The organism is Dryocola mayonis (genome assembly GCF_051307045.1).
GTDB lineage: Bacteria > Pseudomonadota > Gammaproteobacteria > Enterobacterales > Enterobacteriaceae > Dryocola.
The window spans coordinates 39,466-65,650 of record NZ_CP150452.1 but is presented as its reverse complement, the minus strand read 5'-3'; the positions used below and the strand labels follow the sequence as shown (position 1 = coordinate 65,650).

General features: G+C 55.0%; 22 protein-coding genes, 1 tRNA gene and 7 pseudogenes. 10 read left to right on the top strand and 20 right to left on the bottom strand.

What is annotated here, in order from left to right:
* Positions 1–51: 51 nt before the first annotated feature.
* Together fucO and rhaM are read left to right on the top strand one after the other, a co-directional pair.
* Complete coding sequence (gene fucO / locus WLO32_RS00340) at positions 52–1,200, top strand: lactaldehyde reductase (protein WP_435946791.1); 1,149 nt, start codon at positions 52–54, stop codon at positions 1,198–1,200.
* Positions 1,197–1,511 (top strand): L-rhamnose mutarotase, encoded by a 315-nt coding sequence (gene rhaM, locus WLO32_RS00335; RefSeq protein ID WP_435946790.1) that lies wholly within the window; start codon positions 1,197–1,199, stop codon positions 1,509–1,511. Before fucO ends, rhaM begins: the two co-directional genes overlap by 4 nt.
* Positions 1,512–1,685: 174 nt before the next feature.
* Here rhaM and WLO32_RS00330 read toward each other — a convergent pair.
* From WLO32_RS00330 to fdhD, 11 genes and pseudogenes are all read right to left on the bottom strand, one after another.
* Positions 1,686–1,858: pseudogene (locus WLO32_RS00330) on the bottom strand (type VI secretion system tube protein Hcp); the annotation flags it as partial.
* Between the two features lie 239 nt (positions 1,859–2,097).
* Positions 2,098–2,790, bottom strand: coding sequence for a hypothetical protein (locus WLO32_RS00325; protein ID WP_435946789.1), 693 nt, complete (start codon positions 2,788–2,790; stop codon positions 2,098–2,100).
* A gap of 226 nt (positions 2,791–3,016) precedes the next feature.
* Complete coding sequence (locus WLO32_RS00320) at positions 3,017–3,982, bottom strand: chemotaxis protein (RefSeq protein ID WP_435946788.1); 966 nt, start codon at positions 3,980–3,982, stop codon at positions 3,017–3,019.
* Between the two features lie 143 nt (positions 3,983–4,125).
* On the bottom strand, positions 4,126–4,707 hold the full coding sequence (locus tag WLO32_RS00315) for an AAA family ATPase (protein ID WP_435946787.1): 582 nt from the start codon (positions 4,705–4,707) through the stop codon (positions 4,126–4,128).
* Positions 4,704–5,141 (bottom strand): PTS sugar transporter subunit IIA, encoded by a 438-nt coding sequence (locus tag WLO32_RS00310; protein WP_435946786.1) that lies wholly within the window; start codon positions 5,139–5,141, stop codon positions 4,704–4,706. The genes WLO32_RS00315 and WLO32_RS00310 overlap by 4 nt, the downstream gene beginning before the upstream one ends.
* A gap of 9 nt (positions 5,142–5,150) precedes the next feature.
* Positions 5,151–5,420, bottom strand: a complete 270-nt coding sequence (locus WLO32_RS00305; protein WP_435946785.1) for a hypothetical protein — start codon at positions 5,418–5,420, stop codon at positions 5,151–5,153.
* Between the two features lie 69 nt (positions 5,421–5,489).
* Positions 5,490–6,333, bottom strand: a pseudogene (locus WLO32_RS00300) (class II fructose-bisphosphate aldolase).
* Positions 6,320–7,688, bottom strand: a pseudogene (locus tag WLO32_RS00295) (PTS sugar transporter subunit IIC). Before WLO32_RS00295 ends, WLO32_RS00300 begins: the two co-directional pseudogenes overlap by 14 nt.
* Positions 7,681–7,995 carry a PTS sugar transporter subunit IIB gene (locus WLO32_RS00290; RefSeq protein ID WP_121264771.1) on the bottom strand — a complete coding sequence of 105 codons (315 nt, stop codon included), beginning with the start codon at positions 7,993–7,995 and terminating at the stop codon, positions 7,681–7,683. Before WLO32_RS00290 ends, WLO32_RS00295 begins: the two are co-directional and overlap by 8 nt.
* An 11-nt stretch (positions 7,996–8,006) precedes the next feature.
* A pseudogene (locus WLO32_RS00285) lies at positions 8,007–8,988 on the bottom strand (6-phosphofructokinase).
* A 493-nt stretch (positions 8,989–9,481) separates the two neighbouring features.
* Positions 9,482–10,307 (bottom strand): annotated as a pseudogene (gene fdhD / locus WLO32_RS00280) (formate dehydrogenase accessory sulfurtransferase FdhD).
* A 170-nt stretch (positions 10,308–10,477) separates the two neighbouring features.
* Here fdhD and fdnG point away from each other — a divergent pair.
* The 4 genes and pseudogenes from fdnG (at position 10,478) to fdhE (ending at position 16,005) form a co-directional block, all read left to right on the top strand.
* A pseudogene (gene fdnG, locus WLO32_RS00275) lies at positions 10,478–13,529 on the top strand (formate dehydrogenase-N subunit alpha).
* Positions 13,530–13,541: 12 nt separating this feature from the next.
* Positions 13,542–14,447: a formate dehydrogenase subunit beta gene (fdxH, locus tag WLO32_RS00270; protein WP_435946784.1), complete on the top strand. Its 906-nt coding sequence runs from the start codon at positions 13,542–13,544 to the stop codon at positions 14,445–14,447.
* Complete coding sequence (gene fdoI / locus WLO32_RS00265) at positions 14,444–15,079, top strand: formate dehydrogenase cytochrome b556 subunit (RefSeq protein WP_435946783.1); 636 nt, start codon at positions 14,444–14,446, stop codon at positions 15,077–15,079. The genes fdxH and fdoI overlap by 4 nt, the downstream gene beginning before the upstream one ends.
* Positions 15,076–16,005, top strand: coding sequence for a formate dehydrogenase accessory protein FdhE (gene fdhE, locus WLO32_RS00260; RefSeq protein ID WP_435946782.1), 930 nt, complete (start codon positions 15,076–15,078; stop codon positions 16,003–16,005). The genes fdoI and fdhE overlap by 4 nt, the downstream gene beginning before the upstream one ends.
* A 71-nt stretch (positions 16,006–16,076) precedes the next feature.
* Here fdhE and WLO32_RS00255 read toward each other — a convergent pair whose 3' ends face one another.
* From WLO32_RS00255 to WLO32_RS00245, 3 genes are all read right to left on the bottom strand, one after another.
* Positions 16,077–16,637 (bottom strand): RNA polymerase sigma factor, encoded by a 561-nt coding sequence (locus WLO32_RS00255; RefSeq protein ID WP_435948351.1) that lies wholly within the window; start codon positions 16,635–16,637, stop codon positions 16,077–16,079.
* Positions 16,638–16,642: 5 nt separating this feature from the next.
* Entirely contained in the window at positions 16,643–17,104 is a 462-nt protein-coding gene (locus tag WLO32_RS00250; protein ID WP_435946781.1) for a hypothetical protein, read from the bottom strand.
* A gap of 199 nt (positions 17,105–17,303) precedes the next feature.
* Positions 17,304–17,807: a DUF1543 domain-containing protein gene (locus WLO32_RS00245; RefSeq protein ID WP_435946780.1), complete on the bottom strand. Its 504-nt coding sequence runs from the start codon at positions 17,805–17,807 to the stop codon at positions 17,304–17,306.
* Between the two features lie 306 nt (positions 17,808–18,113).
* Here WLO32_RS00245 and WLO32_RS00240 point away from each other — a divergent pair.
* A tRNA-Sec gene (locus tag WLO32_RS00240) sits at positions 18,114–18,208 on the top strand.
* A 254-nt stretch (positions 18,209–18,462) separates the two neighbouring features.
* Here WLO32_RS00240 and WLO32_RS00235 read toward each other — a convergent pair.
* Positions 18,463–19,359, bottom strand: a complete 897-nt coding sequence (locus WLO32_RS00235) for a LysR substrate-binding domain-containing protein (RefSeq protein ID WP_435946779.1) — start codon at positions 19,357–19,359, stop codon at positions 18,463–18,465.
* 132 nt (positions 19,360–19,491) lie between these two features.
* Between WLO32_RS00235 and WLO32_RS00230 the strand changes: the two genes are divergently transcribed.
* Positions 19,492–20,244 (top strand): glucose 1-dehydrogenase, encoded by a 753-nt coding sequence (locus tag WLO32_RS00230; protein ID WP_435946778.1) that lies wholly within the window; start codon positions 19,492–19,494, stop codon positions 20,242–20,244.
* Between the two features lie 114 nt (positions 20,245–20,358).
* Here WLO32_RS00230 and WLO32_RS00225 read toward each other — a convergent pair whose 3' ends face one another.
* On the bottom strand, positions 20,359–20,847 hold the full coding sequence (locus WLO32_RS00225) for a YbjP/YqhG family protein (RefSeq protein ID WP_435946777.1): 489 nt from the start codon (positions 20,845–20,847) through the stop codon (positions 20,359–20,361).
* A gap of 688 nt (positions 20,848–21,535) precedes the next feature.
* Positions 21,536–22,154, bottom strand: a pseudogene (locus WLO32_RS00220) (hypothetical protein).
* A 151-nt stretch (positions 22,155–22,305) separates the two neighbouring features.
* Between WLO32_RS00220 and WLO32_RS00215 the strand changes: the two are divergent.
* Both WLO32_RS00215 and WLO32_RS00210 read left to right on the top strand, forming a co-directional pair.
* Positions 22,306–22,602 (top strand): hypothetical protein, encoded by a 297-nt coding sequence (locus tag WLO32_RS00215; RefSeq protein ID WP_435946776.1) that lies wholly within the window; start codon positions 22,306–22,308, stop codon positions 22,600–22,602.
* An 8-nt stretch (positions 22,603–22,610) separates the two neighbouring features.
* Positions 22,611–23,189: a DUF1349 domain-containing protein gene (locus WLO32_RS00210; protein WP_435946775.1), complete on the top strand. Its 579-nt coding sequence runs from the start codon at positions 22,611–22,613 to the stop codon at positions 23,187–23,189.
* A 22-nt stretch (positions 23,190–23,211) separates the two neighbouring features.
* On the opposite strand, the gene WLO32_RS00205 is transcribed toward WLO32_RS00210, so the two are convergent.
* The 3 genes from WLO32_RS00205 to WLO32_RS00195 are packed head-to-tail and all read right to left on the bottom strand — an operon-like array spanning position 23,212 to position 26,132.
* Positions 23,212–24,450 carry an anaerobic sulfatase maturase gene (locus WLO32_RS00205; protein WP_435946774.1) on the bottom strand — a complete coding sequence of 413 codons (1,239 nt, stop codon included), beginning with the start codon at positions 24,448–24,450 and terminating at the stop codon, positions 23,212–23,214.
* Positions 24,447–25,283, bottom strand: a complete 837-nt coding sequence (locus tag WLO32_RS00200) for an ABC transporter permease (RefSeq protein WP_435946773.1) — start codon at positions 25,281–25,283, stop codon at positions 24,447–24,449. The genes WLO32_RS00205 and WLO32_RS00200 overlap by 4 nt, the downstream gene beginning before the upstream one ends.
* Before the next feature lie 12 nt (positions 25,284–25,295).
* Positions 25,296–26,132 (bottom strand): ATP-binding cassette domain-containing protein, encoded by an 837-nt coding sequence (locus WLO32_RS00195; RefSeq protein WP_435946772.1) that lies wholly within the window; start codon positions 26,130–26,132, stop codon positions 25,296–25,298.
* Positions 26,133–26,185 lie beyond the last annotated feature (53 nt).

Below are 26,185 nucleotides of genomic sequence, written 5' to 3'. Positions count from 1 at the left end.
GGAAGATGGGCGCATAAAGAATTCGAAACGGCAATATTAAGGAGAATAGCAATGAGCTTTATGTTGGCCTTACCAAAAATCAGCCTTCACGGCGCGGGTGCGATCGGCGATATGGTTAAGCTGATCGCGGAAAAAAACTGGGGCAAAGCGCTGGTCGTCACCGACGGCCAGCTGGTGAAAATGGGCCTGCTCGACAGCCTGTTCACCGCGCTGGACGCCCACCGGCTCTCTTATGAACTCTTCGATGAGGTGTATCCGAATCCGACGGAAGAGCTGGTGCAAAAAGGCTTTGCCGCTTATCAGGCGGCAGGGTGCGACTACATTATCGCCTTCGGCGGCGGCAGCCCGATCGACACCGCCAAAGCGATCAAAATCCTGACGGCAAACCCTGGCCCGTCGACCGCCTATTCCGGCGTCGGCAAAGTGGTTCACGCAGGCGTGCCTCTGGTGGCGATTAACACCACGGCGGGCACCGCCGCCGAGATGACCAGCAACGCGGTGATCATTGATTCACGGCGCCAGGTAAAAGAAGTCATTATCGATTCGAACATCATCCCGGATATCGCCGTGGACGACGCCAGCGTTATGCTGGACATCCCGGCAAGCGTGACGGCGGCCACCGGCATGGATGCCCTGACCCACGCCATCGAAGCCTACGTTTCCGTGGGCGCGCATCCGCTAACCGACGCCAACGCGCTGGAGGCGATTCGCCTGATCAGCCGGTGGCTGCCAGAAGCGGTGGATAACGGACGCAACCTGGAAGCCCGCGAGCAAATGGCGTTTGGCCAGTACCTGGCAGGCATGGCGTTTAACAGCGCCGGGCTGGGCCTGGTGCATGCGCTGGCGCACCAGCCGGGGGCGACGCACAACCTGCCGCACGGCGTCTGCAACGCCATCCTGCTGCCGGTAATCGAAGCCTTTAACCGTCCGCAGGCCGTGGCGCGCTTTGCCAGGGTAGCCGACGCGATGGGCGTGGATATTCAGGACATGAGCGAGGCTCGGGCGAGCCTGAAGGCGATCGAGGCGATCCGCGCGTTGTCCACCCGCGTCGGCATTCCTTCGGGCTTCAGCCAGCTCGGCGTGAAAAAATCGGACATTGAAGGCTGGCTGGATAAAGCCCTCGCCGACCCCTGCGCGCCCTGCAATCCCCGCACGGCCAGCCGTGAAGAGGTGCGCGAGCTTTATCTGGAGGCGCTATGATCCGCAAAGCTTTTGTGATGCAGGTAAATCCCGATGCCCATGAAGAATATCAGCGCCGCCATACGCCGATTTGGCCGGAGCTGGAGGAAGTACTTAAACAGCACGGTGCTCATCACTACGCTATTTATCTTGATGCCGATCGCCACCTGCTTTTTGCCACGGTAGAGATTGAATCAGAGGCCCGCTGGGAAGCCGTCGCGCAGACGGAAGCCTGCCGGAAATGGTGGCGGCATATGCGCGACATTATGCCGAGCAATCCGGATAACAGCCCGGTCAGCGCGGAGCTAAAAGAGGTGTTTTATTTAGCCTAGCTGGCTGTTTGTCCTCCTCTGACTATGAGGGGGACAAAACAACCCAGCTTAAGCCATGGTTTTGGCTTCACGCGAACACAGTCAATTCGAAGAACACAGGGCCAGCTGGTTAAGGCTGGCAGGCTTATTTTTATTAAGATAACTATCAGATGCAGCCGAACTTACTGTCACTTTAGGGCAATGAACTCGCGTACCGGTGAGCTTACCCGAGCTCGGACCAACAGAAATAGTTACGCCGTGAGAAAATGATTTTAATTCGATGGACCTAAACACAGCGGCATTAAACAACTCCCAACAATCGGGGAACCGTTTTCATCTTCATGCCATAAATGTGCGGGAGCAGACATATAATTTCCTCATGAGTGATGATTAGTTAATGCTCATTATCATGATGATTACCATTTCACGTAACGATAAAATATAACTATCATAAATACGAAGAATAGGGGTATAAGCCAGACTGGACTATCAGGGGATAAAAAACCCTGCACTAATGCGAATATGATTGTTAGCACTGTGGGACCATAATATGAAGCCAATGATCTGAACATCCGCTTAAAAAACCTTTTAATAAGATGCATCATGGTTATCGAACCATCCTGGTTATGATGTCAGCTATTTTTTGGTTCGATGCCCCCTGTGCTTCAACCGCACCTGCGCGCTCAAATAGCGGTTCTAACAGAAAATACATCATTTCCAGCTCTTGAGCGTACAGCGCAGCGTAACAGGACGGATAGGTACAATGAAGGCGACGGGCGCTATCTGCTGCTTTCTGAACGATGCCATATACACTAACTCCTGCTAAAACTCCCCCTGCCCGTCTCCCTGTAAAGGCGCTCATATCAAGGCTTAGATTCATTCCGATAGCAACAGCAGAGGCAACAGCTAAAGCGAATCCGTGAACGGTCAGATAACTGGCGGCAATGTGAACATTAACAACCATTAGCATTTTTTTAATATGCGCTATTTGCTCGGATGTTTTATATTTAAATATTTCCTCAAAATATATTCTAAGTATGTCATAGACGACGTTTCCGTGTTGTAGAAGGCGGATAACACTCTTCCTGAATCGAATATCTTCATTTTTTTGCCGCTGGCAAACGTCCTGATATTCATCCGTAAAGCAGGATATATAGTACAACGCGCGTTTTGCGCCGGCGCCTGTTGTTTCAATCTGATTTGATAGCGCCTGTCCAACGCCTCTTAAGGCGCGATCAAGCTTTAGCGCGAGGATTTTATTGGACTGCAAATAACTGATGACCTCATTGCTGTAGTACATAGCCGTTCCTTGCTAATTTTAATTACTTCCGTGCGCAAAGTGTAATCGATTCATATTGGCCAGTAAACGAACAATTCAAACATCGGGAATCGATGTTTTATTATCGGTTCAAATAATAGAGGCAGTCCGGAGAGCGGATATTCGTGTAAGCCATAAAAAGAATTAAGGCCTTTGACAGTAAAACAAGGGTGGATAGCAGACACCGCTTATCCACCCTATCTACTAATTAAAGCGCAGCATCCTCCAGCGCCTTGTGGATCACCGTCGAAAGCTCTTTGACATCGAACTTCGCTACGTAGCCGTTGGCCCCGACTTTACGCACGTGATCTTCGTTAGCGCTGCCCGATAAGGACGAGTGAATCACTACCGGGATCTGCTTTAACAACGGGTCGGTTTTAATATTGCGCGTTAAGGTAAAGCCGTCCATTTCCGGCATTTCGATATCGGTTAATACCATGCCGATGCGGTCGGTGATCGGCAGGCCTTCGGCTTTCGCCTCCGCCGCGATAACCTTAATTTTCTCCCAGGCTTCCAGCCCCGTTGAATGGATGCTCGCCGGGATGCCCATGCCTTTCAGGCCCTGCTCCAGCATCGAACGGGCGACCTTTGAGTCTTCCGCCACAATCGCCACCGCGCCCGGTTTCAGGGTGTAGGTTTTCTCTTCGATGGCCGCGACGTCCACATCGCGCCCGGAAGGGATAATGTCATAAAGAATCTGTTCCACGTCGAGCACCAGCGCCAGATCGCCTTTGTATTCATCGCTGTCCAGCGAGGCGATGCTGGTGATATTGCGGCTGCTGACGCCCGATTCGGCGGCGTGAACCTGGCTCCAGTCCAGACGAATGATGTTTTCAACGGACTCCACCGCAAAAGCCTGGGTGCTGCGGGCGTACTCGGTGATCAGCAAAAGATTCAGGCCGGTCTGCGGCGTGCAGCCGGTCACGGCAGGCAGATCGATAACCGGGATAATCTGGTCGCGAATGTTCGCCATCCCCAGCAGCGGCGATTCCATGCCCGCCGCGCGATTGATTTTCGGCATCGGCACGATTTCACGCAGCTTAAAAACGTTAATACCGTACAGCTCGGATTTGTCGGCATGCTGCCCTTTCCCTAAGCGGAACAGCAACAGCTCAAATTTGTTGGATAACGCGAGGTTAGACCTCTCATCAATGTCTTTCTGAAAACTATCCATTTTAACCTCGAATGATAACCCGGCGGGTCATGTCGCCCTGCTTTTCAGGTGCCCTGTATAAGTTATCGGCAGAATGGAATAAAAGTAGAGTGTGATGGGCTAAATGATTTGGATTAAGGGGGTATTAACCCCCGATTAGAAGCTCAGGCGATGCGCAGCGCGCGCCGGGAGATTTGCAGCTTCTCCTCCAGCCACTTCAGCAGGCTTTGCGTATCCAGCGGGCAGCTCTGGTCCAGCGTGTAAACCGGCCCCAGCGCCATGGGCCGGGCGCTGTCCGCAAGCTGCTGCAGCTCCGGCAGATATTCTTCGCCGGGATGGCCCGGGCGTCTTATATCAAACCTTTGCGCATAGCGGGCCGCCGCCAGGCTTCCGGGGATCCGGTTCCACACTTCCAGTACCCGCGAGATATTCGCCTGTTCAAGATAGCGCTCAAGCGTTTCTTTTGGCTGAAAGCCGAACCAGGCATCGATAAGAAAGACGCACTGGGGCGGGCTGTCCGCCACTATCGACCAAATCACCTCGTAGGCCGCGCAGCCCAGGCGCCGGTTGAACGGCCTGTCTATTTCTTCGAACTGCGCCATAAAGGGCTCTTTAATGCCGTCGATTGCCAGCACCGGCAGCGCAAAATGTTCGGACAGCAGGCGGGCGACGGTGCTTTTACCCGAGGCCGGGACGCCGTTGACCAGCACCACCGTTTTGTCCTGTGTTCGCGAATTCTGGCTCATAATATTGCGATCACCTCTTCCTTAGCTTTTGCCAGACGCAGCTTCGCCATCACGTCGTTATCACCTAACAGATTAACGATGGCGCGAATGCCCTCTTCGATGTGGCCGTTGCTGTCGCGGGCCGCGAACATAATGACGATATCGGCCTTGTCGCTATCGGCAAACATAATCGGCTCATCAAGCAAAACCAGACTAAAACAATTTTTAATCACCCCGCATTCCGGGCGGGCATGGGGCATGGCGATGCCCTCTTCAAAAACGTAATAGGCGCCATGCTCCAGAGTGTTATTAATCACCGCCTGGTAGTAAGAGGGCAAAATATAGCCGTTATCAACCAGCGGCTGAGCCGCCAGCTGAATCACCTTCTGCCAGTCCGTTTCGCGCACGCCGACCTGAATCGCCTGTGCTTCAATTAATAACTCTTTAATGGCCATAACGGCTCCTTAAATAGTCCTGCGAATGGTATTTCGCAATTCATCAATTCTGACAAATAAATTATCGATCTGCTGGCGGTGCGTTTTACTCTTCGCGTAGACCTGTAACGCCTGGTTATAGCGCAGCATTAAAGCCTTTTGTGTTTCACCATTAGAGGGATTTTCCATCAGCGTATTTTCCAGCGCCGTTAATTCAGCATCGAGTTGTGCGGCCTGAATATCATATTGCCCGCTGTCTGAATTATCCTTGTGGAAAAGTCGTTTTAAAGATCCAAACATAGCTATCTCCCGCCCCGACGATTGCCGCGCAACCAGGGTTACATTGAAGAGTAAAGGATAACGCGGTGGTTATTTAAATAATGCGATCTTTTCGGCTAATACGGCGGCGACCGCATCATTTGCCGGAATTAAAAATTTGCGCACGCTGTCGTTTACTTTGCCTTTGCCGAAGGTTTCTTTGCAGTGCCCGACCCATTGCACGTTCATTTCGGTGCCGACGTTCACTTTGTCGATACCTTCCGCTACGGCGCGGCGCATGTCTTCGTCGCTGACGCCGGTGCCGCCATGCAGCACCAGCGGGGTTTTGGTGACCTCGCTGATCTCCGCCAGGCGCTGATGCTGGATGTTTGCCTTGCCGGTATACAGGCCGTGCACCGTGCCGACGGATACCGCCAGCATGTCCACGCCGGTTTCATCCACAAAACGTTTGGCGTCTTCCGTGGTGGTAAAGCAGATATCCTCCATCGCCACCGCTTTGCCGTCTTCCGAGCCGCCAATCGCCCCCAGTTCGGCCCTCTACGGAAACGTTATGCGGACGGGCAATATCAATTACCTTGCGGGTATTGGCGATATTCTCGGACAGCTCCAGATGCGAGCCGTCATACATTACCGAACTAAAGCCGGCGTCGATCGCCGTTTTAATGGATTCAATATCCGAACAGTGGTCCAGATGCAAACAGGTCGGTATCTGCTGGCTTGCGGATAAAGAACGAATGGCGTCCACCAGCAGGCGGTAGCCTAAATATTCCGCCGTCCCGGTTGAAATCTGAATCATTAACGGGCTGTTGGTGGCTTTGGCCGCTTTAAAATAAGCGGGCAGCATTTCCAGGCAATGCAAATTAAAAGATCCTACTGCTTTAAAATTGCGTTCTTTTGCCACCTGCAATAACGCCGGGAAGTTATACAGACTCATGTGCTTTTTCCTCTTGAGGTTTGGTTGATTTGCCATTCACGAACCAGGCGATAAGCGCCACGAACAGGATGAATACGCCGACAAAGGTCCAGTTATTCTGGAAGACGTGTCCTAAAATCAGGCCGCTGCTGATGACATCGGAATCGCTGAAGGTCACGCCGGTAAAGCCGTAGCTTTCAAGCATCGGTACAAGGATTGCGGGCAGGAAGGTGATAAACAGGCCGTGTACCACGCCGCCGATAATCGCGCCGCGCCTGCCGCCCATCGCGTTGCCGAAAATCCCTGCGGTGCCGCCGGCAAAGAAGTTGGTCAACAGGCCGGGCAGGATCATCGCCAGGCCAAACATCGGGAAGACAATCATGCCGATGATGGAGCCTGCGGTGGTGGCAAGGAAGCCGACAATTACCGCGTTCGGGGCGTACGGGAAGAGCACCGGGCAGTCCAGCGCAGGTTTGGCATCGGGCACGATGCGCATCGCGATGCCGCGAAACGCGGGCACCAGTTCGTTAAGCAGCAGGCGTACGCCGCTGTAAAGCACGAACACCCCGGCGACAAACTGAATGGCCTGCATAAAGGCAAACATCAGGTAATTCACGCCGTTGGCGTACTGAGCGATGTAGCCCGGCCCTGCCGCCAGCGCCGGAATGAGGTACATCGGGATCATCACCACCGCCATGGAGAGGTAGGTATCCTGCAGGAACTTAAAGTTATCCGGCAGCACCAGGTCTTCGGTGGATTTCGAGCCTTTGCCCACCACCTTCGCCACCGCCGCCTGCACCAGATAGCCGATGGTACAGAAGTGGCCTAACGCAACGTCATCGGAGCCGGTAATACGGCGCACCACCGGCTGGGCGAGCGCAGGCATCAACACCGCCATAATGCCGCCGAAAATGCCGCCGGTCAGAATCAACGGCAGCCCGGTCAGCCCGGCTTTGTAGCCGATAACCGCGCCGATGGTCGCCATCCACAGCAGCGCCTGTCCGGTAAGGAAGATGTACTTAAACGGCGTGATGCGGGCGATGATGATGTTGACGATAAAGATCACCATCAGCGTGAGCGCCACTTCGGAACCCAGCTCGCGGTTTGCCAGTCCCGCGATGGGCCGCCACGTCGGTGATATAGCCCTGCATGCCGAAGCCGTGGGTAAAGATGTCGTTCAGGAAGGTGAGCGTATCAACAATAATGTTGATCCCCGCCATCATGATTAAAAAGCCCAGCAGCGTTTTAAAAGTCCCTTCCGCTACTTTGCCCTTCGATTTTTTTTGCAGTAAAAGACCCAGCATGGCGATAAAGGCGATCAGTATTGACGCCTGTCCCAGCAGATCTTTAACAATAAAGTTAATGATGCTATTCATGGTCGAATACCTTCACATTGCGGGCTTTTAAAAAGGCGACAATCTTTTTTTCGATTTCGTCTTTATCGGTGAGCTTATGCAGTACAATCACCCGTTTAATTTCTTCTTCGCTGGCGTCGGCGGTTAAAATATCCGCGAAGGTCTTTTGGGTTAAGATAATGTCAGATTTAAAGGCACCCGCTTCGGAGACCGTGGTGTGGTCTATTTCCGCCGGGATTTCTAATTTTTTAAGCACCGCTTTCGCTGTCATTTCGATAGCAAAACTGGAACCTAAACCGCAGCCACATACACAAAGAATTTTAAGCATTGAAAATCTCCTCAAATAATATTGAGCTGCTTCGCTAATTTATAATGATGCCCTTCGGTGTCGACGAGGCGTTTTTGCATACTGATTAAATCTATAGGGATCGGTTTGTTACTCGAATTAATAATAATTGCTTTATTTCTCATGCCTGACTGGATACAACGTACGACTTCGCCTGCCATAATGGTGCCCTGATAGATTTCCTCACAGGTTGGGTCGCCGTTACGCAGGCTGTAACCAATAATCGACTTGCGAATACGCACGCCGATTTTTGGCTCAAGCTGTTTAATCATGGTGTCTATCGCCCCCTGAAAACCGGGGGAGTATTCTTTGGTGTAACCTTCGGAGCAAAGAATGACGACGCTGTTTTGCGTCTCAAGCCGCGCGCTAATCTTGTTCGCCAGCTCGCTTAATTCCTGCGGGCATTCCGGAAACAGGGCAAAGTCAGCATTGCTTTTAATGGCGGACTGCAGGGTTAATTCACCGCAGTAGCCGCCCAGCAGCTCCACCATAAAAACGCGGCCCCGGCAGCGCGCGCCCCGTATTACGCAGCTTGGCGACCTCTTTAATCACCTGCTCGCAGGCGGTGGAAAAGCCCATGGTATAGTCGCTGCCGTAAACGTCGTTGTCGATAGTCATGCCCACCCCGAAACAGTTAACGCCGTATTCGCTAAGGTGATGCAAAAACTGTAAAGAGCCATCGCCGCCCGCCATAATAAGCACGTCAATATGCAGGGCTTTAAGCTGCTTCGCGATAGTTTCATATTCGCCGCCCGTTAATTTACGGTTAGTTCGGCCTGAGGACATGATGGGAATAGGGGCGATGGAAAAATCCACCAGGTCGCGCAGGGAAATAGCCTGGTGTTTATTCTGCAATAATCCTGGAATACCACCGTTAAACAGGAAAATTTCCGCCTGAGCCAGTCTGGAAACCTGAAAAACGAAGTTATTTATTCCCGTGACATCGCCGCCGCTAATTACCATGCCGATTCTCATGACCGTCGCCTCGTTTATTTTCCTTGCAAACATTTTTCCCTTTAAACAAGCCTTAAATTTGCAAGCAATGTCACAAAAATGGGATTCATCAGGCGGCAGGTATTATTGACAAAGACATTTCACTGTTGAAATTTGTGATTAAAATCACACATCAACAGCAAAGGTCGGCTGAAAAGAAACTTAAAAAAACTATATATTTCAGCGGATTAATTTAGATGGTTAGAAAATAAAAAGCGCCACCGCGCCCGGGGCTGTATCGGGGAAAATCAGGCTTTCAAAAATGTGACTATTCGCGCATTTTTTGCGGACACAAAGGAAAGACGTTAATTAAAGGCGCAAAAATAAAAGGTGATAGCCGCAACGCGGTCATTGATGGCCGTGGTTTCCGGCGCCCCATCGCCATCGCCGCTCAGGACGCGGCTGACGGCAATAATGGAAAGAACGTTTTATCCGGCGATGGGTGCCGTGGCTGGCGAAGTTAATGTGATGCGGCCTATACCAGCCGTCCCGGATGCGTATAAACAGTAGCGCGGGCCGGGGCGGCTGAAGCCTACCAGCGTTAAGTTGCAGCGCCGGGCGACCTCTACCGCAAGCGTGGTGGCCGCGGATACGGCAATTAAGATTTCTATGCCGCACTGGGCGGATTTTTGCACCATTTCATAGCTGGCACGGCTGGAAACCAGCACCGCGCCGCGGTGCCAGTTTTGCCGCGCGCGGGCGCCCAGCATTTTGTCGAGCGCCACATGGCGGCCGATATCTTCTTTGCCGGCCATAATCTCGCCCTGCTCGTTTAGCCACAGCGCGACGTGCGTGCAGCCGGTCAGCTCGCCAATCGGCTGATAGCTGCGCATCTGGCCCAGCGCGGCATCAAGCGTGTTCAGGTCAAAGGTTTGGGTAAACGGCAAAGGCGAGAGCGGGCGGCCCACATCGTTGAGCTGCTCAACGCCGCACACGCCGCAGCCGGTGCGCCCGGCAAGCGAGCGGCGGCGCTCTTTCAGGCCCATAAAGCGGCGGCTGGAAAGCTCAATCCGCACTTCCATACCGTTACAGGCGGGCACCAAATCGATTCCGAAAATATCCGCCGGCGATTCAATAATCCCTTCGGATAAGGAAAAGCCGACGGCAAAAAGTTCAAGATCGAGCGGCGAAGCCATCATGACGACGTGGGATATGCCGTTATAAACCAGCGCAACCGGGACTTCTTCGGCGATCCAGTCCGTTTGCACGGCCTGCAGCGATCCCCGTTGCCATAATTCGGCAGAACGTAAACCTGTGATGTTTGTCACAATTTCTTCGTGATTTTGGTCGGTTTTATTCACTTTGCGTTAACCAGATAAGAACAGCCTTAATACCAATGTGGTATTCTTCAGACGCTAGCCCTCCGGGAAGGAGGGTAATACCAGTTTAGGGTTCGATTGTGAACCTTTGCGGCAAACACCGCAAAATTAAACCTAAAAGTCATGTGAAAATGTCGAAACAGGAGCAATCCATGCAGGTCAGCAGAAGGCAGTTCTTTAAGATCTGTGCTGGCGGTATGGCAGGCACCACGGCAGCGGCGCTGGGTTTTGCCCCAGGCGTTGCGCTTGCGGAAACACGGCAATATAAACTGCTGCGCACCCGTGAAACCCGTAATACCTGCACATACTGTTCCGTTGGTTGCGGGCTATTGATGTATAGCCTTGGCGACGGCGCGAAAAATGCCAAAGCATCAATCTTCCATATCGAAGGCGACCCGGACCACCCGGTAAACCGCGGCGCGCTCTGCCCTAAAGGCGCAGGCCTTGTGGACTTCATCCACAGCGAAAGCCGTCTTAAATTCCCGTCTTACCGCGCACCCGGCTCGGATAAGTGGGAGCAAATCAGCTGGGAAACGGCCTTTGACCGTATCGCGAAGCTGATGAAAGAAGACCGCGACGCCAACTTTATTGCGCAGAACGACCAGGGCGCCACGGTCAACCGCTGGCTTTCCACCGGCATGCTGTGCGCCTCCGCTTCCAGTAATGAAACCGGCTATTTAACCCAGAAATTTACCCGCGCGCTGGGCATGCTAGCCGTGGATAACCAGGCGCGTGTCTGACACGGACCAACGGTAGCAAGTCTTGCTCCAACATTTGGTCGCGGTGCGATGACCAACCACTGGGTTGATATTAAGAACGCCAATCTGCTGATCGTGATGGGCGGCAACGCCGCGGAAGCGCATCCGGTAGGATTCCGCTGGGCGATGGAAGCCAAAATCCACAACGGCGCGAAGCTGATTGTTATCGATCCTCGCTTTACGCGAACCGCATCGGTTGCGGATTTCTACACCCCGATTCGTTCCGGCACTGACATCGCCTTCCTGTCAGGCGTGCTGCTGTATCTGATCAACAACAACAAATTCAACCGCGAATACGTTGAGGCCTACACCAACGCGAATCTGATCGTGCGCGAGGACTACAGCTTCGACGAAGGCCCTGTTCTCCGGCTACGACGCGGAGGCCCGCAAGTACGACAAAACCACCTGGAACTACGAGCTGGATGAGCAGGGCTTCGCCAAACGCGACCTGACGCTCCAGCACCCGCGCTGCGTGTGGAACCTGCTCAAAGAGCACGTTTCCCGCTACACGCCGGAGGTGGTTTCCAATATTTGCGGTACGCCAAAAGACGATTTCCTGAAAGTTTGCGCATACATTGCCGAAACCAGCGTAAAAGACAAAACGGCGTCGTTCCTCTACGCGCTGGGCTGGACGCAGCACTCCGTGGGCGCGCAGAACATCCGCACCATGGCGATGATCCAGCTGCTGCTCGGCAACATGGGCATGGCAGGCGGCGGCGTAAACGCCCTGCGCGGCCACTCCAACATTCAGGGTCTGACCGACCTCGGCCTGCTGTCCACCAGCCTGCCGGGCTATATGAACCTGCCGAGTGAAAAACAAACCGACATCCAGACTTACCTTGCCGCCAACACGCCAAAACCGCTGCTGGCAGGCCAGGTCAACTACTGGAGCAACTACCCGAAATTCTTCGTTTCGATGATGAAAGCCTTCTACGGCGACAAGGCTACCGCGGAAAACAGCTGGGGCTATGACTGGCTGCCGAAGTGGGACAAGCCGTACGACGTGCTGCAATACTTCGAGATGATGAACCAGGGCAAGGTGAACGGCTATCTGTGCCAGGGCTTTAACCCTGTCGCCTCCTTCCCGAACAAAAATAAGGTCATTGCGTCGCTGTCGAAGCTGAAGTTCCTTGTAACCATCGACCCGCTGAACACCGAAACCTCGAACTTCTGGCAAAACCACGGCGAGATGAACGATGTCGATCCGGCGAAAATCCAGACCGAGGTGTTCCGCCTGCCGTCAACCTGCTTTGCCGAGGAGAACGGGTCCATCGTTAACTCCGGCCGCTGGCTGCAGTGGCACTGGAAGGGCGCGGACGGTCCGGGAGAAGCGCTGAACGACGGCGAAATCCTCTCCGGTATCTTCACCCGTCTGCGCCATATGTATCTGCGCGAGGGCGGCGCGGTGCCTGAGCAGGTGCTGAACATGACCTGGAACTACCTGACGCCGGATAACCCGGCGCCGGAAGAGGTGGCCATGGAGAGCAACGGCAAGGCGCTGGCGGATGTTACCGACCCGGCAACCGGCGACGTGCTGGTGAAAAAAGGCCAGCAGCTCAGCTCCTTCGCCCAGCTGCGCGATGACGGCACCACCGCAAGCGGCTGCTGGATTTTCGCCGGCAGCTGGACGCCGGAAGGCAACCAGATGGCGCGCCGCGATAACGCCGATCCGTCCGGCCTCGGCAATACGCTGGCCTGGGCCTGGGCGTGGCCGCTTAACCGCCGCATTCTGTACAACCGCGCTTCCGCAGATCCGCAGGGCAAACCCTGGGATGAAAAACGCCGCCTGATCTCCTGGGACGGCGCGAAGTGGGGCGGCGTGGACGTGCCGGATTACAGCACCGCCGCGCCGGGCAGCGACGTCGGGCCGTTTATCATGCAGCCGGAAGGTTTAGGCCGCCTGTTTGCCGTCGATAAAATGGCCGAGGGGCCGTTCCCGGAACACTACGAGCCGTTTGAAACACCGCTGGGCACCAACCCGCTGCACCCGAACGTGGTGTCCAACCCGGCCGCTCGCGTGTTTAAAGACGATCTTGATACCATGGGCAAGCACGACAAGTTCCCGTATGTCGGCACTACCTATCGTCTGACGGAACATTTCCACTACTGGACCAAGCACGCGCTGTTAAACGCCATCGCGCAGCCGGAGCAGTTTGTCGAGATTGGTGAAAAGCTCGCCAACTCTCTCGGCATTGTTCAGGGCGATACGGTGAAAGTCTCCTCCAACCGCGGCTTTATTAAGGCCAAAGCGGTGGTGACCAAGCGTATCCGCCAGCTTGACGTGGACGGCAAAAAAGTTGACACCATCGGCATCCCGATCCACTGGGGCTACGAGGGCGTGGCGAAGAAAGGCTTTATCGCCAACACCCTGACGCCGTTTGTCGGCGACGCCAACACGCAAACGCCGGAATTCAAGGCGTTCCTGGTCAACGTGGAAAAGGTGTAACGGAGACGAATTATGGCTTATCAATCTCAGGACATCATCCGTCGTTCCGCCACCAACGGCTTCACCCCCGCGCCGCAGGCGCGGGATCGCCAGGCAGAGGTGGCGAAGCTTATCGACGTCACCACCTGCATCGGCTGCAAGGCCTGCCAGGTGGCGTGTTCGGAGTGGAACGACATTCGCGATGAAGTGGGGCACAACGTCGGGGTGTACGACAATCCGGCAGACTTAACCGCCAAGTCATGGACGGTGATGCGCTTCTCGGAAGTGGAGCAAAACGACAAACTGGAATGGCTTATCCGCAAAGACGGCTGCATGCACTGCGCGGATCCGGGCTGCCTGAAGGCCTGCCCTTCAGAAGGCGCGATCATCCAGTACGCCAACGGCATCGTCGACTTCCAGTCCGAGCAGTGCATTGGCTGCGGCTACTGCATCGCGGGCTGCCCGTTTGACGTGCCGCGCCTGAACCCGGAGGACAACCGCGTCTACAAATGCACCCTGTGCGTGGACCGGGTCGTTGTCGGCCAGGAGCCGGCGTGCGTGAAAACCTGCCCAACCGGGGCGATTCATTTCGGCTCAAAAGACGATATGAAAACCCTCGCGGGCGAGCGCGTGGCGGAGTTGAAAACCCGTGGTTACGACAACGCCGGGCTGTACGATCCAGCCGGTGTAGGCGGCACGCACGTGATGTACGTGCTTCATCATGCGGACAAGCCGACGCTGTATCACGGCCTGCCGGAGAACCCGTCCATCAGCCCAACGGTGAAATTCTGGAAAGGCGTGTGGAAGCCGCTGGCCGCTATCGGCTTTGCCGCGACCTTCGCCGCCAGCGTATTCCACTATGTTGGGGTCGGCCCGAACCGTGCCGAAATCGATGACGATAACCTGCACCATGACGATGACGAGGTGCGCAAACCATGAAAAAACAAGTGACCATTCAGCGCTACAGCGCGCCTGAACGCATCAACCACTGGATCACCGCCTTCTGCTTCGTGCTGGCGGCGGTGAGCGGGCTGGGCTTCTTCTTCCCGTCCTTCAACTGGCTGATGCATATTCTCGGCACGCCGCAGCTGGCGCGCATCCTCCACCCGTTCGTCGGCGTGGTGATGTTCGCCTCGTTTATCATTATGTTTTTCCGTTACTGGCACCATAACCTAATCAATCGGGATGATATCTTTTGGGCGAAGAATATTCGTAAGATCGTCGTCAACGAGGAGGTAGGCGACACCGGGCGGTATAACTTCGGCCAGAAATGCGTATTCTGGGCGGCGATTATTCTGCTGGTGCTGCTGCTGGTAAGCGGCGTGGTTATCTGGCGTCCTTACTTCGCGCCTGTTTTCTCAATCCCGGTAATCCGCGTAGCGCTGATGGTGCATTCATTTGCCGCAGTAGCGTTAATTGTGGTTATTATGGTCCACATCTACGCCGCACTTTGGGTGAAAGGCACGATTACCGCGATGGTGGAAGGCTGGGTCACCACGACCTGGGCGAAAAAACACCATCCGAAATGGTATCGTGAAGTTCGCCAGAAAGAGGAAAAACGATCGGAATGAGTATTCGCATAGTCCCGCAAGATCGGCTGGATAAGAGCGAGAAACGCACGGCGGAGATGATTCCGCCGTTATTGTTTCCCCGGCTGAAAAATCTCTACAACCGCCGCGCAGAGCGCCTGCGCGAACTGGCCACCAATAATCCCCTGGGTGATTTCCTGCGCTTTGCCGCGCTGGTTGCCCACGCGCAGGAAGTGGTGCTGTACGACCATCCGCTGCAGATGGATTTAACCGCGCTGATTGAAAAATCCGCCGAAACCGGCAGGCCGCCGCTGGATATTCACGTGCTGCCGCGTGATGCGCACTGGCAGCGCCTGCTCAATTCGCTGATCGCCGAGCTGAAGCCGGAAATGAGCGGCCAGGCGCTGGCGGTTATCGAAAATCTGGAAAAAGCCTCGACGCAGGAGCTCGAAGAGATGGCCACCGCGCTGTTCAACGCGGATTTCGCGCAGGTTTCCAGCGACAAAGCCCCGTTTATCTGGGCCGCGCTGTCGCTTTACTGGGCGCAGATGGCAAGCCTGATCCCGGGCAAGGCGAAGGCGGAATACGGCGAACAGCGCCAGTTCTGCCCGGTCTGCGGTTCGATGCCCGTTTCCGGCATCGTGCAGATCGGCACCACCAACGGCCTGCGCTATCTGCACTGCAACCTGTGCGAGACCGAGTGGCACGTGGTGCGCGTGAAGTGCAGCAACTGCGAGCAAACCCGCGATCTGAACTACTGGTCGCTGGAAAGCGAACAGTCGGCGATTAAGGCCGAAAGCTGCGGCGACTGCGGCACCTATCTGAAGCTTCTCTATCAGGAAAAAGATGCCAAAGTAGAGGCGGTAGCGGACGATTTAGCCTCGCTGGTGCTGGACGCGCGCATGGAACAGGAAGGTTTTGCCCGAAGCTCAATCAACCCGTTCTTATTCCCGGGCGAAGGGGAATAATTTTCAGGGCCGGTTAGCGGTGGATGGCGCTCGCGCTTATCCACCCTACTGCCGGCCGATTTTCCGTTCCCTTAGCCTTCCGTCAGCTCATCATAAAGATTGCGCAGGCGGGTTCGCAGGTAAAGCACGGCCTTGTGCTTGCGGGACAGCAGCGCCTGCACGCTGACGCCGGTTTCTTCCGCCAGTTCCTTAAAGCTGTAGCCTTGTAGTTCGGTTTTTTCGAACGCTTCGCGCTGCGCCGCGGGAAGCTCCGACAGCGCGTCCTCCAGTTCACCCCACAGCAGCTCGCTCAGATATGCCTCCTCCGGAGACTGCGGTACGCCGAACAGCGTTTCCGCCAGTTCGTCTTCCGGCAGGAAGCCTTCTTCGTCGGCGGAATAATAGTCCGCAAGTGGAAGCTCGCGCTTTTTACGCGCCCGATCGGTCATCTCATTGCGCGCGGCGCGAAACAGCCAGGCGGCGACGTTCTCCACCGGCTGCTCCACTCTCATCAACTGCCAGGTCACTTCCTGCAGGATATCGTCCGCATCATCTTTTACCGCCGTGCGGCCGACGATAAAGGCTTTCAGCCGGGACCGGCAGGCGTTGAGCGCCGACATCACAAGGGAGTTTCCCGCCGTCCCGGCCTTCATCGCCGTCACTCGGCTTCTGTCGGTTTCGGAGCGTTATCTTCCGGCTGCTGCTGGCGGCGCTCGGCTTCACCACGGCGCTCGCGCGGGTCGCCATGACGGCAATGCCCGAAGCCGTGACGCCAGAACCCTTCACGACGCTGCTGAATGAACTGCTCGCGCTCCTCCGGCGTCATCTGCATCCAGCGTTCATGCATCCGCCGACGCTCCCGGCCCATGCCGAACATGCCGGGGCGCCAGCCCAGCCCGCCGAACAGAATACGACACAGTACTAACAGGCCCAGCGCCTGCCAGAAGCCGATGCTTTTCACGCCGATAACCGCAGGCAGCAGCGCGTTCCACAGGGACATCACCAGCAGACCCAGCACCGCAACCAGCACAACGCCAATCACCAGCGGCTTAGCCATCCGGTGCCCGCCAAATCCATGGCCGCGATCCCGGCCATGTCCACGCATATCAAAATCTCTCATCGTTTTTGCTCCTCACCAGTTAGCTAATTATTACTGCTGATGAGGTAGACGAATGAGCAACGGAAATATTGTCAGAAAAATAAAAATTTTTTGCTTACTGGTTTGGCCGGGGGCATTTAGCTTTGCAGGCTTGATGCAAAAAAGCCTCAAAACCGCGGCAGCTTTGCAGGCGGGTAAGCGCAGCGCCGGCCGACAAAAATTACTCGCCGATAGGCTGATACCCCTGCCATTCCGGGGTGAAATGTTTGCCGTCAGGATTTTCAGTCAGGTGCAGATAAAAATCGCCCACCTTCTCAAGGAGCAGACAATCGTCGACGTCTTTCAGATTGTCTTTGTGCTGCTGCTGAGTGTCTTTTAACAACACTCTCAGCGCCCTGGCTTTCGCTTCGGCGGCTTTTTCCGCCACGAACAGATCAAACTCGTGCTGCTCGGCAAGCGTGTGCGGCAGATAGCCGCCGGCATTCACGAAATAGAGCTTCTTGCTGCCGGTGTACGGCTGTGAAGACAGCGTAATGTCGTAGCCGTCTGCCCATGCAATTTTCGCGTAGCCGTCCAGGTGAATCTTGTCCCTGTCGCCAAACCACGCCTCCCGCAAAAGCGGTATCGCATCATGAGGTTTCTCCACCGCCGCAAACTGAATGTCGTGCACTTCGATATTCGACTTCCCGGCATTTCCGCCCACATAAAAAATATATAAATTCATCGGGTTACTTTTCTCCGTTTTGTTATTTCGCTATGTAAATTACTACATAACAATACGAGAAACAGGCTGTTTTTCTGGTGGATTGACGGTAAGTAGTGCTGGCGCTGAACCAGCCTGTAACCAAGATAAGGTTGCGGTAGTCAGGCCGGAACAAACTCCATAAAGAATAAATTGTATGCTTTATGTACGGATTAGTTGCTTTGGCTAAGGGTAAAAGAAGTATTACCGGGAAAGGGCAAAGCATTGTTTGGCGGTTGGAGAAAACCCGGTATAATCCGCCCCGCCTCCATGTAGCAATCGAGGCCAGGAAGATCGTCGTCTCCGGTGAGGCGGCTGGACTTCAACTCCAGTTGGTGCCGCCAGCGGTGCCGGGCAGGTTCGACTCCTGTGATCTTCCGCCAATTTACTCTGCTGAACTCCACTGTCTCAAGTAAATCCCCTATAACACCCGCAATTACTGCTAATTATGTTCTCCCGAGGTCAACTGTCTCTACCAGAATCAAGTGCATTCTGGGGGCATAATGGGGGGCATGATTTATAGCCTCATTTTGAGATGCCCAATAAAGTTAACAGCCCGAGAAGCTAATACAGCTAAATGGGGTGCGCCTGGAAACCGGGCCGGCGCTGGCGAGTAATCTGTTGTTCAACAGGCCAGTTAAGTATCCACGCGAATCGTCGCAATCAATGCCTTAAGCGCCGCGGGCATTTGCCGGTGGCCGGAGAAATAAAGGCAGAAACCGGGGACGGTCGGCGACCAGTCAGCCAGGACGCGCACCAGCCGGCCAGCCGCCACATGCTGCCGATTCTCTTCACTGTCCGGGGCATACACCAGCCCGACGCCTTGCAGGGCGACGTCGATCATCATGTCGACCGTATCCAGCACCAGCGGGCCGCTTACCGGTATCGCAACCTGCTTACCGTCTTTGGCAAACTCCCATCGATAGAGATTACCGCTGGAGATTGCACGCCTGCCGATACATAAATGTTGCTGCAAATCTTGCGGTGTCTTCGGCAGAGGGAAACGACGAAAATAATCGGGCGAGCCATACACGGCGGCGGTCAGGTCCTGCGTGACCCGCACCGCGTTCATATCCTGCGGAATGTCCGTACGCAGACGAATACCGGCATCAAAACCCTCTTTAACGATATCAACAAAGCTGTCATTGAGTGAGATTTCCAGCGTTATATCGGGGAAACCGCGGGAAAACTGCTGAAAAATAGGCGTAAAGACCATCTGGTACGCAATGCGTGGAGAGCTGATCCGCAGGCTACCGTGGGGATGCTGCCGAAAGGCGTTCACGTCTTCGACCGCTTCCACAATGCTGGAAAAGGCGGGAGCAATTTTTTCCAGTAATGCCCTGCCGGCGGCAGTAGGCGAGACGGTGCGGGTGGTGCGATTAAGCAGCCTGACGCCGAGTCTTTCTTCCAGCGACCGCAAAGAATAGCTAAGGGTCGAGGGGGTCAGATTAAGCCGCGCGGCGGCTCGTCGAAAACTCCTCTCTTCGGCGACGGCGACAAAAGCGGTCAGTTCACCCAGTTCGTTAGTACGCATGTTGGCCATCCTATTGATGAATATAAGCCAGTAATACATGCGATATAGCACGGCTTATCTGAATCAATAAAGCGTCCTATAGTCATTTCCCCGGCCTTCAGAAAATTCATCACCTGATGAGGATTAAACACTATGAAAACGTTCACCGATAAAGCGGTACTGGTTACCGGCGGTACTTCCGGTATTGGCCGGGCCACTGCTCTTGCCTTCGCCCGGGAAGGGGCTAACGTCGCCGTTGTCGGTCGACGGGAAACCGAGGGCAAAGAAACTGTCGCACTCATCGAGCAGGCAGGCGGCAAAGGTCTCTTCATACGGGCCGATCTTTCGGTGGAAGAAGAGATTGCCTTTGCGGTGGCGCGAACCGTTGCGGCGTTTGGTGGCTTACATTTCGCATTCAACAATGCAGGTATTTTTCTGCCGCCAGCCCCCGTTACTGAAACCTCAGCTGATGACATTGACCGCATCCTGGCCGTCAACGTGCGTGGTACGGCGCTTTGTATGAAGCATCAAATCCCTGCGATGCTGAAAAGCGGCGGCGGCGGCATCGTCAATACCGCCTCGTTCCTGGGCCTCCGCGCCTTTCCGGGGTCGGCTGTATACAACGCGAGCAAGTTTGCCGTTATCGGGCTGACCAAATCGGCGGCGGTGGAGTTTGCTTCACAGGGAGTGCGGATCAATGCGGTGTGTCCGGGCGTGATCGACACGCCGATGAACGAGGAGCTGCGGTCCGCAGAAAGCGGCCGTGATTTTCTCAATGGCCTGCAACCGATGAAACGCACCGGGCGTCCCGAAGAGATTGCAGAGGCGGTTCTTTACCTGTGTTCGCCAGGCGCCGGGTTTATCACGGGCACGACTCTCAGCGTTGATGGTGGAATCACTATTTAGGCGGTTCCGTATAAGCCCTCATCTCCGCTCAGGATAGTTGAGGTAATGCTCTTTCCTGGCCCTCTCCTCCAGGAGAGGGCGATTCACTGCCGGCTCTAAACGCCAGTTACTTCATCACTGACTGCTTTCTTTCGCTGTTTCAATTGCATCGGTATTAAAAAGCGGGTGCTCAAAATTATCAGCCACATCCCGCACCCTGTAGATTTTCCAGCAGCCATTTTCTCTGCGTAGGTAAGTTTTTAGATGCAAACTGCTCCCTTGCCCCGTGCTTAACCAGACATGCACCGTCTCGCCTCCCATAAACGCTTGCGGTTCGCCAACTTTGAGAGCGGCTATCCACCGTGGATCGTAATCCTGCATATAGGTGAAATAATCAGACGTTACTATTTCCTGTTCGGGAATTTTATAGACCTTTTCCAGGCGGTTAAGCGTATCCAGCGCCACATAGCTTTGCATTTCCGGCGATAAGGTATTGCCGGCAAGTTCGGAGAAATGTGAAAGATACCAGGTATAAAAATCTTTGGTCTGGCTGGAGGCGTGCCTGTCCGGGGACAGACTACAGGCTGAAAGAATAAAAACCGCGAGGACTATAAATATACGCATCAGTACATCCTGTAAATTTTAAAAGATGGCCGCTTTCGTTCCAGACGTACGCCACCCGCTTCAATTGCTTCCCGTGTAAATTGTGCACAACGACTTATCGAAAAACCTCCCGCATGGGTTCTTAAATGTTGTAACGCTGCATCTCTGTTCCAGTTCATATATCTTCCATTTTATTATGACGCGTTGGTGGGTTAAGTTTTCACCTCAATACAATTTCTTTTATAGCGAAAAAAAGGAAATCAATAAACTAAAATATAACCACGGCGCTTTATATTTTTCTTGGGAATATATAAACAGCAATTCATTATTTGAATGAATAAATTCATTTTCTCTTCACCAGAGATAAAACCTGTTAAATCATGACATAAGGTAATCTCTGGCATTTAAAAAGATAAAATGTCAGCGTTGCCGGGAAAACTCCTGTCATTCAAGACTTACAACATTTATCACTTTTATTTATCCTGTTGAAGTGTAATCTCATTATAAAAATCCAATCAGAATACAACGACGTCACTATTTGACAGGCTATGCAGTTAAAAAGGGAAATATGCGAATAAAGATAATAAAAAAGCATATTTGAAAAATTGCTCGATATGGTTTTTAGCCATACAGCTTATTTATTGCTGGCGGTTTTTCTGTGAGCAAAGCGCTGATATATCAAACCGTAAAGATAGACAGCGCTCCGCACCTACATCGGCGGCGTCAGCCCATCTTTGCCCGCTGAAATACCGCGCGCCACAATCTGGTCTTTATCGTCTTTCATCGCAAACAGCACCACTTTGGCGCCGGGCTTTAACAGCGATCGGTCGCCGGGTGCAATCAGCACCACCGGCACGTCATCCGGCACGACTATCGTTTTTTCTTTATCGTGATACTTCACCGTCATCGTGCGGGCCGTTGCTGTTCACCAGTTTGCCGACGGTACCGTTGGTCATGGTGTTTACCTGACCATTGGCGGACTCAAAGGGGTTAAATCCTTCCCCGGAACCGCGCAGGCTTGGGTCAAAAACATGAACCTCCAGCGCTTTTAGCGTGCCGTCCGCCTGTTGCTCAGCGGCGGTGCCGATAAAGCTGCCGGGCTTGATGTCGCTCATTTTCGCCTGGCTGACGCTGTTGACCTTCGTGTTATCCGTCAGCCCGAAGGTGAGCTTTTCACCCTGGCGCGTGGTGATTTGTACCGCCTCGTCATTCACCGTATCAATAGTGCCGCGCACGGGTTTAATGACGTTATCCGTTGGGGCCGCGGCTGCTCCAACGCTAAACAGCAGCGCGCTTAGCAACAGGGCGGAAAAACGATGCTTAATCATGTCTCTCTCCGGCGTTCAGCGGCAGGCGCAGCACGAATAATTATTCGTGATACGCTACGCACTCTCAGATAGTGATTCACCGCATCAATACGCTGATGGGCGATAATGGTGATTCTCAGGCCCGTTGTTGCGCGCCGTTTCAGGAAGAATTATGGCTTATAAATACGTTGTCGTACTGCTCCCGCTTCTTATTTCCGCCTGCTCCTCGTCCGATAGCTCAGGCTATGACGGGCATCGCACCCATAGCGCCGCGCATGCGGACGAAACCTTTATCCGCGCGCCGTACCCCGATCCCTATTACAGCAAAGAGTATATGAGCCAGGATCAGCGCCGGGCGATAAGCGAACAGCTCCGCGCAAACAGGCTCGAAGCGAGAGGACGACGGGATAACAGCACCGACGGCGGCGACGGCTTCGGCCAGTCCGTACCCCGCGGTTTTTTTAACTGAGGGAAAATATGGATACGCAATACCGCTGGCTGAATGAGCCGCAGAGCTGGTCGCTGGATAAGGACGTGCTGTCCGTGACCACGGACCAAAATACGGATTTCTGGCAAAAGACCTGGTACGGCTTCGAGCGCTTTTCGGGACATATCTTTGCGCGGGAAGTCGCGGGCGATTTCACCTTTCAGGTTCGCGTAAGAGCGAATTTCACCACGCTCTACGATCAGGCCGGCATCATGTTTATGGCTGATGAAAAGCACTGGCTAAAAGCCGGGATCGAATTTAACGACGACGCGCCGGCTATCGGCAGCGTGCTGACGCTCGGCCATTCCGACTGGGCGACCGGCGTTTTCCCCGGCGAGGCAAAAGAATTCTGGATGAGGCTTACCCGCAAAAAAGACAGCCTGCGGCTGCAGTACTCAATGGACGGTCAGCAATGGCCGCTGCTGCGCCTGTCCTTCTTTCCTCCCGAGCGGGAAAACTGCTTCGTTGGCGTGATGTGCTGCACGCCGGAACGCGGCGGCCTGGCGGTGCAGTTCGATAATATGCAGCTCACGCCCGCGCTGGAAAAAAACCTGCACGACCTTACGTAAATCGAACGTCGGCTCAGCCGGTTTACCGGCCGGTTGCCTGCTGCGCTGCGATAAACGGCGCCACCTGCATAATGCCCGCCGCAGGCCGACGATGCGCAAGCTGCCGGGCCATCCATTCCATATAAGGCGACACGTGGCTGAAAAAGGCGTGATAGCCGCTGCACAGGTAATTCTGCCGGTGTTTACCCTCGCAAAGGATACGGTGCTTCGGGCAGCCGCCCTGGCAGGCGAAGCGATATGCGCATTGCTGGCAGCGCGGCGAACGCGGGGTTTTACGCTCGCTGAACTGCCGCTGCTGTCGGCTGGCCGCCAGCACATCCGGCGGCTTGGTGAGAATATTGCCGAGCCGGTGCTCCGGCGAGACAAAATGATCGCAGCTGTAAACATCCCCGTTTTGCTCAACCACCAGCGATGCGCCGCAGGCGGGACGCATTACGCACAGGCTCGGCGTCTGCCCGGCCCAGGCCGCGAGGGCGTTATCGAAGATCTGCACGAACACCCGGCCGACATCGTGCCGCACCCACTCGTTGAAGACGGCGATTAAAAAGCTGCCGTAGGCCTCGCCCGTTACCGACCACGGCGTAACCGTTGCCGCAGCGTTATTCTCAAGGCCGATGATCTCACCAAAGCGCTCCGCAGCGGCCTGGCGACCGGGCGTGACCTCAACCGCCGGAATAAACTGCACGAATTTAGCACCCAGTTCACGGGTAAGAAAATGGTATACGTCGAGGGGAGCGCGCGCCGTTTGCTCATTCACCACGGCGAGCAGATTGAATTCCACTCCCGCCTCGCGCAGGCGCGCGACGCCTTCCGTCACGCTGCTGAACACGCTGCGGCCGGAATGGGTCTTTCGCATGGCGTCGTACAAATGCTGCGGCCCGTCGACGGAGACGCCGACCAGAAAACGGTGCTCCGCCAGAAAGCGCACCCACTCGTCGTTAAGCAGGACGCCGTTGGTCTGCAGATTGTTTACGATGCATTTGCCGCGGGCGTAGCGCCGCTGTAGCTCCAGCGCGCGGCGGTAAAAATCCAGCCCGGCAAGCGTGGGTTCGCCGCCCTGCCAGGTGAAGGTCACCTCATCGCCGGGCGACGTTTCAATGTAGCGGCGAATAAACTGCCGCAGCACCGCATCGGACATGTGCCGGGCCTGGGGCTGCTCCCTGAACAGGGTTTCACCTTTCGGCAGATAAAAGCAGTAGTCGCAGACCAGGTTGCAATGGTAGCTGGCGGGCTTGGCCATCAGGTGAAAAGCTTTTTTCATGCCCTTGCCCCGCTCTGGCGGGCAAAGCTTGCGGACAATCTGTCGAGCAGAATGGCCATCAGCACCACCACGATCCCGCTTTGTAGCCCAAGCCCGATATCAAGCTGCTGAATACTGCTGAGAATGTCGTTGCCCAGCCCGCCGGCGCCGACCATCGAGGCGATAATCACCATCGACATCGCCATCATGATGGTCTGGTTAACGCCCGCCATGATGGAGGGCTGCGCGGCGGGAAGCTGCACCTTCCACAGCAGCTGCCGGGGTGTGCAGCCGAAAGCCAGGCCGGCCTCAATGCGCGCCGCGTTCACCTGGCGAATGCCGAGGTCGGTAAGGCGCACCACCGGCGGCATGGAAAATAAGATGGTGGCGAAAATGCCCGGCGGCCGCCCCAGCCCGAAGAGAATGGTCGCCGGGATCAGGTACACAAAGGCAGGCATGGTCTGCATAAAGTCCATCAGCGTGCGTATCACGCTGCCCGCGGTTGCGCGCCGCGCGCTCCAGATCCCCAGCGGAATGCCGATTAGCAGGCTGAAAAAGGTGGAGGAGAGCGTCAGCGCAAGGGTAATGGAGGCGTGCTCGCTGTAGCCGCTGTAAATAATGTAGAGCGTGGCCAGCAGCGCGAAGAGCGCAAAGCCCTTGCCGATGCGCCAGAAGCCGATCGCGACGGCAAGGATAACCAGCCCCCACGGGCTCAGCCAGCCGGTAAGCGTTTCCAGCCCGCCGGCAAAGGTATCGATAACGGCCGCCAGGCCGTCAAAAAAACCGCCGGCGTGGGCCAGCAGCGCGTGAATCGCGTGGTCGATCTCACGGCTAAAATCTAAGGGATAGGCCATTTATTTACCTGCTCAGGGCGTGTTCCAGACTTCGGCGTAGGTTTCCGCCAGCTGCCAGCGTGAAGTATCCACGCCGGAGAAAAAGTGGCGCACATAAGGCGTGGCGGGGGCGTTAATGATGTTTTCCGGCGAACCGACCTGCACCAGCTTTCCCTCTTCCATGATTGCAATTCGGGTGCCGAGCCGCAGCGCCTCCTCCATATCGTGGGTGACAAACACTACGGTACGCTCCTGCTCCTCCTGCAGCGCCAGCAGCAACGCCTGCATTTCACGGCGAATAATCGGGTCCAGCGCGGAAAAGGCTTCATCCATCAGCAGCACGGAGGGGTTCACAACCAGCGCCCGGGCCAGGCCGACGCGCTGCTGCATGCCGCCGGAAAGCTGATGGGGATAATGCGAGGCGACGTGGCCAAGCCCCACCTTTTCCAGCATGGCTTTCGCCCGCTGGTGGCGCTCCTCACGCCCCGTCCCCGCCACCTCAAGGCCGAAAGCGACGTTATCGAGCACCGTCCGCTCATCAAACAGGGCAAAGGACTGGAATACCATGCCGATTTGCTGCCGGCGCAGGGCTATCATGTCAGCGGCGCAAAGCGCGCTGAGCGCCTGGCCCTGAAACAGCACCTCCCCTTTACCCGGCGGTATCAGGAAGTTAAGGGTGCGCAGCAGCGTCGATTTACCCGAGCCGGAAAGGCCGACGATGACAAAAATTTCGCCCGGATAAATTTGCAGATTAATATTCGTTAAGGCATTTACCTCAGGTTTTTTATCTGTCCGGGAGAAAAATCTTTTCCCCGCCGGCGGAGAATAACTTTTATATACGTCACGTAGCTCAATTATGGGTTGGGACATAGCGGCATCACATATTTTCCAGAATGCGTATTACGCTAACTTAAAATATCGCC

What these genes read in the sequence shown, in the direction of transcription:
- WLO32_RS00205 (WP_435946774.1), bottom strand. Translation starts at nt 24,450, where the DNA reads ATGAAAAAAGCTTTTCACCTGATGGCCAAGCCCGCCAGCTACCATTGC.
- WLO32_RS00245 (WP_435946780.1), bottom strand. Translation starts at nt 17,807, where the DNA reads ATGAATTTATATATTTTTTATGTGGGCGGAAATGCCGGGAAGTCGAAT.
- WLO32_RS00225 (WP_435946777.1), bottom strand. Translation starts at nt 20,847, where the DNA reads ATGCGTATATTTATAGTCCTCGCGGTTTTTATTCTTTCAGCCTGTAGT.
- WLO32_RS00235 (WP_435946779.1), bottom strand. Translation starts at nt 19,359, where the DNA reads ATGCGTACTAACGAACTGGGTGAACTGACCGCTTTTGTCGCCGTCGCC.
- rhaM (WP_435946790.1), top strand. Translation starts at nt 1,197, where the DNA reads ATGATCCGCAAAGCTTTTGTGATGCAGGTAAATCCCGATGCCCATGAA.
- WLO32_RS00325 (WP_435946789.1), bottom strand. Translation starts at nt 2,790, where the DNA reads ATGTACTACAGCAATGAGGTCATCAGTTATTTGCAGTCCAATAAAATC.
- WLO32_RS00315 (WP_435946787.1), bottom strand. Translation starts at nt 4,707, where the DNA reads ATGAGCCAGAATTCGCGAACACAGGACAAAACGGTGGTGCTGGTCAAC.
- WLO32_RS00250 (WP_435946781.1), bottom strand. Translation starts at nt 17,104, where the DNA reads ATGAGAGATTTTGATATGCGTGGACATGGCCGGGATCGCGGCCATGGA.
- WLO32_RS00305 (WP_435946785.1), bottom strand. Translation starts at nt 5,420, where the DNA reads ATGTTTGGATCTTTAAAACGACTTTTCCACAAGGATAATTCAGACAGC.
- WLO32_RS00230 (WP_435946778.1), top strand. Translation starts at nt 19,492, where the DNA reads ATGAAAACGTTCACCGATAAAGCGGTACTGGTTACCGGCGGTACTTCC.
- WLO32_RS00310 (WP_435946786.1), bottom strand. Translation starts at nt 5,141, where the DNA reads ATGGCCATTAAAGAGTTATTAATTGAAGCACAGGCGATTCAGGTCGGC.
- fdhE (WP_435946782.1), top strand. Translation starts at nt 15,076, where the DNA reads ATGAGTATTCGCATAGTCCCGCAAGATCGGCTGGATAAGAGCGAGAAA.
- WLO32_RS00195 (WP_435946772.1), bottom strand. Translation starts at nt 26,132, where the DNA reads ATGTCCCAACCCATAATTGAGCTACGTGACGTATATAAAAGTTATTCT.
- fucO (WP_435946791.1), top strand. Translation starts at nt 52, where the DNA reads ATGAGCTTTATGTTGGCCTTACCAAAAATCAGCCTTCACGGCGCGGGT.
- fdxH (WP_435946784.1), top strand. Translation starts at nt 13,542, where the DNA reads ATGGCTTATCAATCTCAGGACATCATCCGTCGTTCCGCCACCAACGGC.
- WLO32_RS00200 (WP_435946773.1), bottom strand. Translation starts at nt 25,283, where the DNA reads ATGGCCTATCCCTTAGATTTTAGCCGTGAGATCGACCACGCGATTCAC.
- WLO32_RS00215 (WP_435946776.1), top strand. Translation starts at nt 22,306, where the DNA reads ATGGCTTATAAATACGTTGTCGTACTGCTCCCGCTTCTTATTTCCGCC.
- WLO32_RS00320 (WP_435946788.1), bottom strand. Translation starts at nt 3,982, where the DNA reads ATGGATAGTTTTCAGAAAGACATTGATGAGAGGTCTAACCTCGCGTTA.
- WLO32_RS00290 (WP_121264771.1), bottom strand. Translation starts at nt 7,995, where the DNA reads ATGCTTAAAATTCTTTGTGTATGTGGCTGCGGTTTAGGTTCCAGTTTT.
- WLO32_RS00255 (WP_435948351.1), bottom strand. Translation starts at nt 16,637, where the DNA reads ATGAAGGCCGGGACGGCGGGAAACTCCCTTGTGATGTCGGCGCTCAAC.
- WLO32_RS00210 (WP_435946775.1), top strand. Translation starts at nt 22,611, where the DNA reads ATGGATACGCAATACCGCTGGCTGAATGAGCCGCAGAGCTGGTCGCTG.
- fdoI (WP_435946783.1), top strand. Translation starts at nt 14,444, where the DNA reads ATGAAAAAACAAGTGACCATTCAGCGCTACAGCGCGCCTGAACGCATC.